The organism is Nitrospirales bacterium, from assembly GCA_031315865.1.
In the GTDB taxonomy this organism is placed as follows: Bacteria; Nitrospirota; Nitrospiria; order Nitrospirales; family UBA8639; genus JAGQKC01.
This window is the reverse complement of the sequence record JALDRJ010000002.1, coordinates 3,529,363-3,542,265: the sequence shown is the minus strand read 5'-3', so window position 1 is coordinate 3,542,265 and position 12,903 is coordinate 3,529,363. Positions and strand designations below refer to the sequence as shown.

The following is a 12,903-nucleotide window of genomic DNA, read 5'->3' as shown; positions in this document are numbered from 1 at the left end:
AGCAAACGACGGACAGCAGATACTCAATGATCGGAGCTCACCAACACGACCGTGATATTATCCTGCCCTCCCAACTGGTTTGCCCTGTCAATCAACAGTTGACAGGCTTCCTTCATCGAATGCTGGTTTTGACGGATGATTGTAAGGATTTCATCGTCGGTCAGCATTTTGGTCAATCCATCCGAGCATAACAAGATCTTGTCCATTGGCAGGAGAGACGTGGTTTGGGCTGACGGCTCCACGACGGATTCGATGCCAAGACCTTTGGTCAGGACATTCCGTAACGGATGTGTGGACGCTTCTTCGCGAGTGATGATGCCTAGATCGATCCGCTCTTCAACGAGGCTATGATCTCGAGTCAACTGGATAATCGCCTGGTCTTGAATACGGTAGGCGCGACTATCACCAACGTGTGCGATCGTCGCATCGTGTGATGATGACCCTGAAATATGCAAGACGACGGCGGTGGTTCCCATACTGCTGAAGGCAGGATGCTGGCGGGCATGAGTGCGAATGGCCTGATTCGTCGCGACGAGTGAATCTTTTAAAAGGGACTTACGGGATTCGACGTTCGGCGTGTTGAGCCGTTCCTGATGCAGAGCGATGTATGGCCCGATCGTCTCGATCGCCAGGCGGCTCGCCACCTCCCCTCCGGCATGACCTCCCATGCCGTCAGCCACCACCCAAACGGACAAGTCGGGATGTAATCGAAACGTATCCTGGTTAACCGTGCGGACTCGTCCAATATCGGTCAGTCCCCAGCCTTGCCACGTTATTGCCATTGGAGATTTCTCTTCCGCGAGTCGTGCGTTGATTTTGGTGGTTGATAACGTTGTTTGAGTTCTGCAAAGACCTGCTCGGCCAATGGTTCAAGGTTTTTGACGTCCAGTTCATTGTACTCCAGTAGTCTGGAGCCAGCTTGGTGATCTCCACGTCGCCAGGCTTCCCAGAGTACGACAGCATCCCATCCGTCCAACCCATGAATATGAGGCGGACGTTCCAGGTTAAACTCTCCCTCAATCCGTTTGAGCCCGCCTTTATAGCCGAGTCGTCGTGCCGCAAAGCACAGGTCAAAGTGTGGATGATCGAGGATAAGGCTTGGAAATTGAGCGCGTATATAAGGAAGGTCAAAGCCAGAGCCAAAGAAAGTTACCAAAAGATCGTATTTCTCCAGTTCTTCTTGAAGACGAGATTGTGTCAAGGTGTCTTCATGAATTAAGGAGGTCATGCCATGCTTTCCATAGATGCCGACAACGGTAATATACCCGTGCGAGGCTGGGGCTCCGTTCGTTTCGATGTCGAGGAACGCGGTGCGATCGCGAAAGCTTTCAAAAAGCCGCCAATGATCACGAGATTTTAGGCAGTGCGCAAAATATCTGGCATTGCCCTTTTCGAGTTCCTGTTGGGCTGTTTTGAGTGACGCATCATACAGCTCTTTGCGGGCAGAAGGAATGCCTGAAATGTCAGAAGAATGTAAAAATATCTCCCAGTTATCGATCCCCTGTTCCCAGAGTCGTTGTTCGGTGGACTCACCAATGCCGTCAAGGAGAATAAAAGTAGATTTCAACATGATGGTGATGTGGCTCTGTGAGAATGCAGCATCCTAGCCTTGATTTCATGATGAGGACAAGCTACATTCTGGGTGATTTCTTTTCTTTTGGCATATTCGCGACCTAGGATTTATCTGAAATGGAACTACAGGCTCGACGTATCAAAATATCGGTTGGCGGCCTTAACATGGAAGCTGATCTCAAGCCAACCAGGACGGCGCAAGCCATCTACGAAGCCTTACCCATCGAGACGTCGGTTAATGTATGGGGTGAAGAGTTCTATTGCAAGGTTCCGGGAGTGAAAGATTATCGTGAAACGGCCACGACACAAGTGAAAGTCGGAGATGTCGCATTTTGGGGAGTAGGAGAAATGCTAGCGATTTTCTTCGGCCGAACCCCGATGAGTATCGGTGAAGATCCGGTGCCGGCCGATCGTGTCAATGTCATCGGTAAAATTGATGGTGACGCGAAGGCGTTCAGAGAGGCGATGGGCGCTACGACGATTAAAGTTGAACCTATCGGCTAGGCTTCCCCATGCGTTTGACGAAAGAACGGATTCACGCGATCGCATCGACACTTCTCACACGTCTGCAATCACAACATCATCTCGATGCACCGCAGTCCTCCGATTCGCTATTGCGAGGGTTAGAGCATACGATTACCGAGGAACTTTCAGTGGAAGATCGCCTCAACGCGGAGATCAGGGAAATCCTCAAAAAATTCGATACGGAATTTGAAAGCGGGAAAGCGGATTATCAAAAAATGTTTACGATGGTGAAGCAAAAACTCGTTCGTGAACGTGGCCTTGTCCTGTAACCATCGCGGCCATCTACGGTTGAATCACACGTTTATCGATTAACACATCACTCCGTTTCTCTTCAGTCGAGACTTGCACCATGACGCCCCTATTGAGTGAGGACAAACAGACACACTTGGCTCATACGATACTCGGGTTTCTGCAGAGCCATCGTGAGGTGAGGTTAAAGAGTGACTCCACGGTGGTCCTCAGGGAAATCAAGCGCGTCTTGAATGACCAGATGAATATTGAGCGGGAAATCACGAAAGCGGTGTGTGCGAAGCTAGAGTCGTATTCACGTCGTATCCCGGAAGGGTCTCAGGAGTGGGACGTTCTTTACCGAAAAACCTACTCTGAAGAACTCCGAAAACGTAATCTTGGTTAATCCTTTCTGCTCTCACCTTTTATCGTTTTTTTCTTTTTCCTCACGCTAGAAAATATCGTCATCATAGGTGAGGCAGGACTGTGCCTGGAACTACCTGCAAAGCACATGGTAATCTGAGGCGATCAGAAGGCGATGGGTGTATGGTAGAGGGGAAGCATGGCTAACCTTGACAATGAACGTGAGAAGACCTGGTATGGCGTCGGAGCCGCGACCCTGTCGGTGATTGCAGGGTTAGGGCATCTTTACCTTGGGGAGGAACGTCGAGGGTATTGGTTTATCGCTTCCTCGATTATCATGATTGTCATCGGGAAGTTTTATTGGCATGTCGCGACATGGATTTACATTCAATTTGCCATTATCGCCGCTGTCGATGCGTTTTCATTCGGTAAGCGGGGACGGGGACTTTTTTAATGGTTCGGAAGAACATGGAGGTGAAAAGACTCGACCGTCCGCAAAGGAGCTGTGCAGGGCTTTTCTTCATCACCATCGCTCTCGCATGGCTCGCGTCATCGAGCGTTGGGTTGGCGGAAGAACGGGTTGACGCGAAGCTCTTTGTGCAGGATGTTCTGGCGCTTCCCGGTAAGCCCATGCAATTGCAGGCATTTCTGTATAAAGAGGGACTTTTAGGAAAACGGATTGGGCTCGGCGGGGAAAATATAGAATTTTTTGTTCAAAACCGTTTGATCGGACAATCAATGACCGGCGGTGATGGGAAGGCCTACTTGGAATTCGTGCCTCGATTACGTGGGAATCTCATCGTCAAGGCAAAAGTCAAAGGTAGCCCCCGCATGTCCGATCAAGAGGCCGAAGGTCTATTGGCTGCTTGGGAAAAGCGAAGGCCTATTCTGCTCGTGGACCTGATGTCGTTATTGCCGCCTCCGAAGTCAGGAGAGACTCTACAGACATTATGGCAATCGACGCTTGGAGAAGACCACTTTCCTGCCCCTGAACGTGATGCTTCTTCGGAACTCGAAAAACTCGGGGAATTTTATTACAACATTATCTATCTTCATCGTACGAACGATGGTACCAGCGAGGCCGTCAGTAACTGGCTTAAAAAACATCAGTTTCCCGTCGGGGTTCCGATCGTGGTGAAACTCGGAGCTGAGGCATTCGTGGCCTTTCTCGATACATTGAAGGCCGACGGCTGGGAAAACGTGCAAGCCGGGATTGGTCGTACGGTTGAGTTTGCCGAAGTCTTGGTAGAACGTCGGGTTGAGACGGTCATTATTCAAGAATCAGAGTCAAAAGAGACATATCCCCGACGCGCCAAAATCGTTCGCAGCTGGAATAAGGTTCGACGATATTTGTGACGCGTTGCTGTTGTTGTTACGGCTGTTCGCCATATGTCCGATGTAGGTATGTGCATAGAAGTTAAGAATGTGTGATGGCTAGAAAAACGACCTCCACAAAGTCGACTTTTTGTTGTCAAGCCTGTGGATATCAGGCTCCACGGTGGAGTGGGCGTTGCCCGGACTGTAATGAATGGAATTCCATGAAGGAAGAGGTCATGCGGAAAGCCGGAGTTCATCGGCCTTCTGGAGTAGGAGCCAATCCTCAAAAGCCCTTGCCGATTGGTGATATTCTTGGAGTCGAAGACATGCGGCTGCCGACCGGCATAGGTGAATTCGATCGTGTCCTCGGCGGAGGAGTTGTGCCAGGCTCAGTGATTTTAGTCGGGGGCGATCCTGGAATCGGCAAAACCACGCTCCTGCTTCAGGCTTTGCCTTCACTATGTTTTTGCGATGGGAATGTGTTGTATGTGTCAGGTGAAGAGTCAGTGCAACAGATCAAAATGCGCGGCGATCGCTTGAACGTGTTGTCCCCCGACCTGTATGTCTATGCGGCGACGTCATTGCAGGATATTTTCAAGGTCGCCCAAGAACTCAGACCTCAAGCGCTTGTCGTCGATTCGATTCAAACGGTTTTTACCGAAGAGATTAGTTCAGCTCCAGGAAGCGTAAGTCAAGTCCAGGAAGTCGCATGTCAACTCATGTGGTATGCCAAACGAAGCGGCGTGCCCGTGTTCTTGATCGGCCATGTCACGAAAGAAGGCGTGATCGCCGGGCCGCGGTTGCTCGAACACATCGTCGATACGGTCTTATATTTCGAAGGGGATAAATCTCATGCGTATCGTATTCTACGGGCCGTGAAAAACCGGTTTGGAGCGACTAACGAAATTGGCGTGTTTGAGATGAGTGATGCAGGCTTGGCTGAAGTTGATAATCCGTCGGAGTTATTTCTCAACGGCCGTCCTGAGCGGGCAACAGGCTCAGTCGTCGTTTCCAGCCTGGAAGGTTCGCGTCCTATCATGGTCGAGCTTCAGGCTCTGGTGGCAGACACGGGATATGCGATGCCGAAACGGATGGCGAACGGCGTGGAATTGAATCGAGTGGCCTTGTTATTGGCCGTGATGGAAAAGCGTCTCGGCGTGCATCTGTCGGGACAGGATGTGTATGTCAATATCGTGGGGGGGCTCCATATTGATGAGCCCACGATGGACCTTGGGATTGTTGTGGCTGTCCTTTCGAGTCTTCGAGACATCCCGCTTGATTCGCGAACGATCGTGTTGGGCGAAGTAGGGCTTGGTGGGGAAGTGCGTCCGGTTAATCAGGTGGAAATTCGCATTCGTGAGGCTATGAAACTCGGGTTTGAACGATGTCTTCTGCCTCAAGGCAATCTAAAGAAATGGAAGCCCATTCAAGGCATGGAAATGATCGGGATTCAGGAAATACGTGGAGCATTTGAACTGGTGATGGCCAATGCCTAATCCATTCAGGGGGCTTTGTGTGCATTGTTCCGCGAACGGGTTTCTCTTAATTATCGTTCTCGCGGCCAGTGTGCTTCTTCATGGCTGTACTTCAACGCCCCTGCAACCTGAAAAACCGATTTCTGCTGAAAAAGCCATTGAGATTCTTGGGAAGTTGAAAGCGAGAGAAGAACGTATTCTCCATCTTAAGGGCTTGTTTCACGTGTCCATTACGGGTTCGATCTTGCCGATTTCCCGATCTATGCCTGGTGTAGTGTTCTACACGAGGCCAGATTCCATTCGCTTGAAAGGTTTGACCCCGGTCGGAGGAACGTTTTTTCAGTTTGTCCGTGATGGAGAAGACTATGAGCTTCTCATGCCGGGCAACGGGCAATCTGCTGCGGGGAAGATTCATGAGCTTAGGAGGGTTGGAGATATCGGCCAGGTGGTGGAGTTAAGTTTACACGCATTGGATGCAGTCTTAGGGAAAATCCAGGGATTGACCCCTGTTTTTGCTCGTTTGTTCGAAGAACAGGACGTGTTTCGGATCGATATTCCTACAGTCCCAGGCCAGCATGCTGGTACGAACTCTGTCTCTCTGACTCGTCTACGAGTCGACAAGGTTCGTTCTGATATCATGCAGATTGAGTACCTTGGTCGGGATGGTGAAGTGTTGCGAAGTATCGATTGTCAAGATTTTCGAGCGGTTTCTACTCAATCATTATCACCAGACGTGACGCCCATTTATTTACCTTTCCATATTCATGCCGAAGACGATCAACTATCGGGATCGGTGACGCTGGATTTTCAAGAGCTGGTCATCAACTCCGCCTGATTCTTCGTGCATTTTGATGCACCTCATGATAGCTCCACATGTTCTGTGATCAGCAGGAAACGATGCTCATCCTTGCAATAGAAACAGCCACCAGCCGACACAGTATTGCTGTCTTGGAGGACAGCAGCGTGTTGGGGTATAGACATGGAGATTCTCGGGGGTCCCATACGCGATGGCTGATTCCCAAGATTGATGAATTGTTGCGGTCCTTAGATTTAAGCATGCGAAAATTTTCTGGGTTGGCGGTGTCGATTGGTCCCGGGTCCTTTACGGGGTTACGCGCTGGCTTAGCGACGGTGGCTGGCTTTCGTACGGCTCTTGACATTCCAATCGTGATAGTGCCTACGCTTGAAGCATTGGCTTGGAATATTCCGTCAGAAACCAGGCTTATTTGCCCGATGTTACAAGCCACTGCCCAGGAGGTCTATTGGGCGGGATTTCGTTGGGAACGTGGGATATTGAAACGTGTGACCGATGATCATGTCAGTCAGGCAGAGCAGGTGATAGAATTCTTTAAAGAGCCGGTTGTTGGTTTTGGAGAGGGTTGGTTGATTCATCGGCACATCATCGTGGAAAAGTCTCCTGTCTGGACCTCAGCGTCAGCCGATGTCCATGAAGCCAGTGCTGTCAGTGTGGCGTTAGCTAGTCTGCCTCGATTCGCACGAGGAGAATATGCACAAGTCGGGGTTACCCCTCGATATGTGCTTCCATCCTATGCGGAAGCCAAGAGAAGGGTGTCGTGATACGCGAAGATGAGTCAGTGAAATTTAGATTTTCTCAAGCATCACTTGAAGATATTGAAGAGCTGGTTGCGATTGAAAATCGAGTGTTTACCTCGCCCTGGTCTCGCAAATCCTTTGAGGCTGAATTGCAAGGCAATGAATTTAGTCTGATCCTTGTCGCGCGTTGTGAGCCTGACACAACAGCTGCATCTGAAATGTCTTCTCTCACGAGTGCTTGCGGCATCATTGGGTACATCTGTGTCTGGATAGTCTTTGAAGAGCTCCGGTTTATGAATATAGCCGTCGAAATTGATTGGCGCCGCCGGGGCATAGGTTCTGCCTTAGTCCAACATGCGTTAGACGCAGGGAAAAAGCAGGGCGCTCAACGTGCTCTTCTTGAGGTGCGAGAATCGAACACATCCGCCCAGGCTCTATATGTTAAATTCGGGTTTTCTACGTATGGTACACGTCTGAACTACTATACGAATCCGAACGAGAATGCTATGCTTATGGCTCGAGATTCATGACTGCTTTTATCCTCATCAATAACAATGTTGCAGCCGTTCGTTCTCATGTGGTCAGGGGTGTCGTCTTTTTCATGAATCACTCAACGAAGGAGGGTCCTCATGGTGACAGACGAAGAAATTGCAGCACAGCTTCGAGCCTCTAATTCGGAATTTCGTGAATTAGAGGAGGCCCATCACCGGCTTGACGCCGAATTACAGGAACTGCTCAAGAATCACGTCTTGACTCCTCAAGAAGAAATTCTCAAAAAGCAATTACAGAAAGAAAAGCTTGGCAAAAAGGACCGGATGGCTTGGTTGGTTCGACAACAACGAAATGATTCATGTGATATGGCTATTTCCTGATGGTTTTTAAGCCCATGGAGACTCGAACATCTCCATGGGCTGTCTCGCGGATTGCTTCACGAAGCTATTATGCCCACCGTTGCCCATCCCTTAAGCCGACATATTTCTGAACTCAAACGGCGTCTCATCATCGTGGGAGCGACCGTTTTAGTCGGCTTTATGATCGCTTTTTCGTATTCCTCGGTGCTGATCGATTGGTTTAAACGGCCGTTTGAAGATACGCTCATTTTTTACTCGCCTGCTGAAGCCCTCTTTGCGTCCATCAAGATCTCTTTCCTGGCCGGCATCGTGGCGAGTGTCCCTGTGATTCTGTACCAGTTTTGGAAGTTTATCGAGCCGGCTTTACTGAAGAAAGAACAGGGCTGGGCGATTCCTCTCTTTGTGCTTGGGCTGACTTGCTTCGTCCTTGGTCTTGTCTTTTGCAACCTCGTGATCCTGCCCCTCGTCATAGATTTTTTTGTGACCTTTGGGATGGACAGGTCCATTAGCCCTGAGCTAGCCGTCGGGACCTATGTCGATTTTAATGTCAAGTTTCTACTTGCCTTTGGATTTGCGTTTGAAATTCCTTTAGTGCTGACTCTCTTGGCGCGGGTAGGGTTTATTGCCCCGGCCATGCTCAGTCAATACCGAAAGCATGCGGTGATGGTTGCGTTGATTCTTTCCGCTGTCGTGACTCCGGATGCGACACTTTTTACGATGCTCCTTATGGCGATTCCTCTCATCATTCTCTATGAAATTGGGATTATTGGTGCCAAAGTGTTTTGGCAGCCACGGGCATCTGCTGAAACTTCTGATGAACCAGAAGGTCAGGATTCATTCGTCTCTGAGGGGACATCTGAAAGAGGTCGTAACGGATGAAGGGTCACTCAGGATCTCTCAATAGCTTGAATCGTGTGGGGATTGTTCTCTGTAGTGCCGGGGTGTTTTTCCTATCTGGGATACTCGTCAGTGACGCGATCGCCGGATCCACACCTCGCATTCATGAGGGGCCTTCTGGGAGTGCCACCGCAGCATTCTCTCCGAGCGTTCAAGCCATGGCTGTTACTCAAAAAGGAACGGTGTACGCTGGGTCTTTTGGTATGGGAGTGTTTCGGAGCGAGGATAAAGGTCAAACCTGGAGGCCAGTCAATGTTGGGTTAACGGATCATTTTCTCCTTTGTTTAGCCGTCGATGAAGAGGGACGGGTCTATGCCGGTACCGTTCGAGGAGGTGTGTTTCGGACTAAAGCCAATAGCGATGAATGGGAAAAGATTAATCAAGGTTTGAAACGAGTTGAAGTAAAATCTCTCCTAGTGAATTCGACAGGCACTTTTGCCGGGACTGGGAGGGGGATCTTTCGTTGGACGGAATCGACGAAAACATGGGGTCCTGTGGCGGACGAACTGGATCAGTTGCTGATCGCAAGTATGGCGATGACTCGCGATCATATGCTGTTGGCGGCGACCGCGGGAAAAGGTCTTTTTCGCTATGATATGAGTGGGAAAACGGCATCGAAATGGCAAGGCAAGGCTTCTGACTTGGTCGATCCTAAAGAACGGTTGCATCATCGATTTTTGAGGATTGTGGCCACGGGGAAGAACGACAATATTTTCTTGGGGACACAAGATGGTGGAATTTTCCGGAGTACGGACCATGGAACGACGTGGCATACCATCAGTCGGACACTTCCGAATGATTCTATCCGGAGTATCGTGTGGTCAGACGCGGGCTTGTTTGTTGGGACCGGTCGCGGAGTCTATCGATTAGACGAAAACGCCCGTAGTTGGAAGTCTGCGAATAACGGTTTGACGGAAACGGCCATTCAGACGTTAGTTGTCTCCGGGAAAGGGGTAATGTATGCAGGAACAAGTGCGGGTGCGTTTCGGAGTGATAATGATGGCATGGCATGGGTCAATGTCAGTGAAGGGTTAGGGAAACATACCTCACAATCCGGGCCTTATTATTAATATCGCATGATTTTGTACGATCGAGGAGGATATAGAGCGTATGGCAGATGTCGAAGTAACTGAACGCACACGTGCGACCATTGCGGTATCGGTGAATGGCGAACGTTTAGGAGAAATTCAACTCAAATTTTACCAAGACCTTGCCCCTAATCACGTCAAAAATATGGTGCAGTTGGCGAAAGAACAGTTTTATGATGGTACGACCTTTCATCGTGTGATACCGGGTTTCATGATTCAAGGCGGCGACCCCAACAGTAAAAGTCCTGATCGTTCCATGCATGGTATGGGGGGGCCTGGATACAAGGTTGCGGCTGAGTTTAATCGGCAGCCTCATAAACGGGGAGTGCTCTCAATGGCTCGGGCTCAAGATCCTGACAGCGCGGGGTCGCAGTTTTTTATTTGTGTCTCTGACGCGAATTTTCTCGATGGGCAGTATACGGCATTTGGAGAAGTGGTCAGTGGCATGGAGACGGTAGATCGCATCGTTGCCGTGAAACGTGATGATCGTGATAATCCTCTTGATCGGGTCGAAATGACGGTGTCGATTGTCGAGATTGATGGCTAAACGCGATGTGTTGGGCATGCTGCTGGGAAGTATGCTGATTGCGGGATGTGCCGTTCCTCCCCTCTATTCACACGTCATTTATGAAGATCCCACGGCGTTTGTTCGTCTGGAAGCCTCTCCGGATGTTGATCCCGATGTGTCCGAGACGCTCCATTCCCATCCTGCAGACGTCTCTGTTGAACAACTGACGCAAATTTTCTCGGGTCTATTGGTCCGAGAGCACCGCTCGTCTCTCCTACTGTTATTCATGGATTCGGCAGAAAGCATGCCGGCTTTTACACCAAAGGAAGTCAAATTCTTGAGTCAGCATGTCGGCACCGCTTTGCAAGAAGCAGTGCCAAGAGAATTTGTGACGTTTTATTTGAGCCGTCCATTAAACACTACAACCAGAGAGGTCACGTCAGGCGCGATCTTTATCCGAGGGAAGCAGTTTCATTTTATGCTGAGCAATTACCGGACCGTCTATAGCATTCCACCGTTTGGTCTCGTGTATGATCGCCGCCAGCCAGCCTATTCTCTTGTTCCCAGAAATATTGATGTCATGTTCCGCCCCTCGAATTACACGTTACCCATTCCTGTTAGTTTTTTTGAAAATCTTGTTGGAGAAGCACATGATGGAGAAATCATCCTAGACCTCTCCAAATTTTCCACACACCGATTATGAGGCCGAAGGGGTTATTCCTTCCGGCAAGTGTTGCCATCGAAGAGGATGCAGGGAGATTCGCTTCTCGCCAGTTTCCAGGATAGGAGAATGGGAGGCAGGTTATCGGGGCGAAATTGGACGACTACGTCAATCATATCACCTAGACTGAGTGTCTGTAGGTGTGGCTTGACGTTGTCTGCAACTTGAACCCATAAGATTCCTGAGTCGGTTGTGATAAGAAAAAACCCTTTTTCGACTTCAAGACGAACAATTGGGCTGTAATATGATTTGACTTGTCCTGGCTCTTGAGCGGCACTCATCATCGGCGATGCTATAAGAACAAATAGGATCAAAATAAGCAGGGTCCGAATGCACCAAGTTCTACAGGGGGTCGACATGGATAAGGCCTCCAGATAACTAATGCGTAAAAAGGACTGTATTATGTCAGGCAGCAGTCGCGCAAGTCTATGGTTTTTTAGGAATTTATGGAGAATTTACAACGGCTTGTACTGAAACGACGAGGTTAGGAGATCAAAGTCTGGACTTCCATGGATTGCCCTTTACGGATCTGGTAGGCACGAATATCGGGTGAGTGCTTGTCGAGAAGCGAGATGATGATGTGGAACGGTTCTGGTAAGTTGAGTTTTTCACGGTAACTTTCGAATTCCATGGCAATGGTAATGTCAGTTTGTGAGGGTCGAGCCGGACTAAACGTATGAGAATGATAGAAGGCTTGCAGGGCGATACCCTTGTTACGCATGTCTCGAAGGGCTTTGCCCATTTCTTGGGCATCCATTTGAAACGCAATATCAGCACGCTCTTCCGGAGAGAGTTGTTTCAGGTCGGACAGTTTTGGAGCATCAAAACGCGCAAGCTCGCCTTCTGAAAGCTTCGCGAGAATATTGGTAATCCGATAATGTTGCGACACGATGCCTTCGTTCCCTCCAAGCATGCCACAACATTCGTGTGGATCGAGGTCTCGTGCATGCACGATCATGTCATCGATGACGGGACGTGGAATGGTAAGCATGTGAACGGTGTTAAATGCTACAGGAAATTTCGTACTCTTCAAGAGTTGTGATCGTAGGATTGGGTCCACATAGCGGGCAGTCTGGAGCTTTGGGACGCTTCACACTTCTAAATGTCATGTCGAGCGCATCATAGAGCACAAGGCGGTCCGCCAGAGATTCCCCAAGACCGAGGATTTCTTTCATGGCCTCGTTGGCTTGCATGACGCCGATGGTCCCCGCAAGTACGCCAAGCACTCCTGCTTCCTGGCAGTTGGGGACTAGGCCCGCCGGAGGCGGTTCAGGGTACAGACAACGGTAGCAGGGAAATCCTTCATGGGGTTTGATCGTGGCGAGTTGTCCTTCAAAGCGAAAAATGCTCCCAGAAATGAGGGTCTTCTTTGCGAAGAAACAGGCATCATTGACGAGGAATCTCGTCGAAAAGTTATCTGACCCATCAAGGATGATATCGTAGCCTTGGATCAGTTCTGAAATACTTGAGGTGTTGACATGTTCGGTGTAAAGGTTCAACTGAACATCAGGGTTCAGGGCTGAGAGCATGGCCTGGCCTGACTCAACTTTTGACGTCCCAACACGATCAGTCGTGTGAAGGATTTGACGTTGAAGGTTTGAAAGATCAACCACGTCTCCATCTGCTAATCCGAGGATCCCTACGCCGGCCGCAGCTAGATAGAGAGCGGCAGGCGAGCCAAGCCCACCAGCGCCGATGACTAAGACTTTCGCCTGCCTGATTTTTTGTTGGCCTTTTCCACCGACACCATTAAGAATGATATGGCGGCTATATCGCTGAATTTGCTCTTCGGTTAACTCCACTC

The 12,903-nt window shown here is 49.6% G+C and carries 16 protein-coding genes and 1 pseudogene; 13 read left to right on the top strand and 4 right to left on the bottom strand.

The features are described 5' to 3' along the window. Positions 1–23 precede the first annotated feature (23 nt). Together MRJ96_16115 and MRJ96_16110 are read right to left on the bottom strand one after the other, a co-directional pair. The gene (locus MRJ96_16115) at positions 24–782 is read right to left on the bottom strand and encodes a Stp1/IreP family PP2C-type Ser/Thr phosphatase (GenBank protein MDR4502969.1); all 759 of its coding nucleotides are present in this window, start codon (positions 780–782) and stop codon (positions 24–26) included. Then, positions 773–1,570: a ribonuclease H-like domain-containing protein gene (locus MRJ96_16110; protein ID MDR4502968.1), complete on the bottom strand. Its 798-nt coding sequence runs from the start codon at positions 1,568–1,570 to the stop codon at positions 773–775. Before MRJ96_16110 ends, MRJ96_16115 begins: the two co-directional genes overlap by 10 nt. Positions 1,571–1,689: 119 nt before the next feature. Between MRJ96_16110 and MRJ96_16105 the strand changes: the two genes are divergently transcribed. The 13 genes and pseudogenes from MRJ96_16105 (at position 1,690) to MRJ96_16045 (ending at position 11,081) form a co-directional block, all read left to right on the top strand. After that, positions 1,690–2,076 (top strand): cyclophilin-like fold protein, encoded by a 387-nt coding sequence (locus MRJ96_16105; GenBank protein ID MDR4502967.1) that lies wholly within the window; start codon positions 1,690–1,692, stop codon positions 2,074–2,076. 8 nt (positions 2,077–2,084) lie between these two features. Next, positions 2,085–2,731, top strand: a pseudogene (locus MRJ96_16100) (DUF507 family protein). A 156-nt stretch (positions 2,732–2,887) separates the two neighbouring features. Beyond that, complete coding sequence (locus MRJ96_16095; GenBank protein MDR4502966.1) at positions 2,888–3,142, top strand: hypothetical protein; 255 nt, start codon at positions 2,888–2,890, stop codon at positions 3,140–3,142. Between the two features lie 14 nt (positions 3,143–3,156). Continuing rightward, positions 3,157–4,044 carry a hypothetical protein gene (locus MRJ96_16090; protein MDR4502965.1) on the top strand — a complete coding sequence of 296 codons (888 nt, stop codon included), beginning with the start codon at positions 3,157–3,159 and terminating at the stop codon, positions 4,042–4,044. Positions 4,045–4,118: 74 nt separating this feature from the next. Beyond that, a complete protein-coding gene (gene radA / locus MRJ96_16085; GenBank protein MDR4502964.1) occupies positions 4,119–5,501 on the top strand; it encodes a DNA repair protein RadA in 1,383 nt (460 codons plus the stop codon). Next, positions 5,494–6,315, top strand: coding sequence for a hypothetical protein (locus MRJ96_16080; GenBank protein ID MDR4502963.1), 822 nt, complete (start codon positions 5,494–5,496; stop codon positions 6,313–6,315). Before radA ends, MRJ96_16080 begins: the two co-directional genes overlap by 8 nt. A gap of 62 nt (positions 6,316–6,377) precedes the next feature. Beyond that, positions 6,378–7,058 (top strand): tRNA (adenosine(37)-N6)-threonylcarbamoyltransferase complex dimerization subunit type 1 TsaB, encoded by a 681-nt coding sequence (tsaB, locus tag MRJ96_16075; GenBank protein MDR4502962.1) that lies wholly within the window; start codon positions 6,378–6,380, stop codon positions 7,056–7,058. A 17-nt stretch (positions 7,059–7,075) separates the two neighbouring features. After that, positions 7,076–7,564, top strand: a complete 489-nt coding sequence (rimI, locus tag MRJ96_16070) for a ribosomal protein S18-alanine N-acetyltransferase (GenBank protein MDR4502961.1) — start codon at positions 7,076–7,078, stop codon at positions 7,562–7,564. Between the two features lie 99 nt (positions 7,565–7,663). Then, on the top strand, positions 7,664–7,906 hold the full coding sequence (locus MRJ96_16065) for a YdcH family protein (GenBank protein MDR4502960.1): 243 nt from the start codon (positions 7,664–7,666) through the stop codon (positions 7,904–7,906). A gap of 69 nt (positions 7,907–7,975) precedes the next feature. Further along, the gene (tatC, locus tag MRJ96_16060) at positions 7,976–8,764 is read left to right on the top strand and encodes a twin-arginine translocase subunit TatC (protein MDR4502959.1); all 789 of its coding nucleotides are present in this window, start codon (positions 7,976–7,978) and stop codon (positions 8,762–8,764) included. Then, positions 8,761–9,852: a hypothetical protein gene (locus MRJ96_16055; GenBank protein ID MDR4502958.1), complete on the top strand. Its 1,092-nt coding sequence runs from the start codon at positions 8,761–8,763 to the stop codon at positions 9,850–9,852. Before tatC ends, MRJ96_16055 begins: the two co-directional genes overlap by 4 nt. Positions 9,853–9,892: 40 nt before the next feature. Continuing rightward, positions 9,893–10,417, top strand: coding sequence for a peptidylprolyl isomerase (locus tag MRJ96_16050; protein ID MDR4502957.1), 525 nt, complete (start codon positions 9,893–9,895; stop codon positions 10,415–10,417). Then, the gene (locus MRJ96_16045; GenBank protein MDR4502956.1) at positions 10,410–11,081 is read left to right on the top strand and encodes a hypothetical protein; all 672 of its coding nucleotides are present in this window, start codon (positions 10,410–10,412) and stop codon (positions 11,079–11,081) included. The genes MRJ96_16050 and MRJ96_16045 overlap by 8 nt, the downstream gene beginning before the upstream one ends. A 502-nt stretch (positions 11,082–11,583) precedes the next feature. Here MRJ96_16045 and MRJ96_16040 read toward each other — a convergent pair. Both MRJ96_16040 and moeB read right to left on the bottom strand, forming a co-directional pair. Next, complete coding sequence (locus tag MRJ96_16040; GenBank protein MDR4502955.1) at positions 11,584–12,090, bottom strand: M67 family metallopeptidase; 507 nt, start codon at positions 12,088–12,090, stop codon at positions 11,584–11,586. A gap of 10 nt (positions 12,091–12,100) precedes the next feature. Then, positions 12,101–12,901 (bottom strand): molybdopterin-synthase adenylyltransferase MoeB, encoded by an 801-nt coding sequence (moeB, locus tag MRJ96_16035; GenBank protein ID MDR4502954.1) that lies wholly within the window; start codon positions 12,899–12,901, stop codon positions 12,101–12,103. Positions 12,902–12,903: the final 2 nt, after the last annotated feature.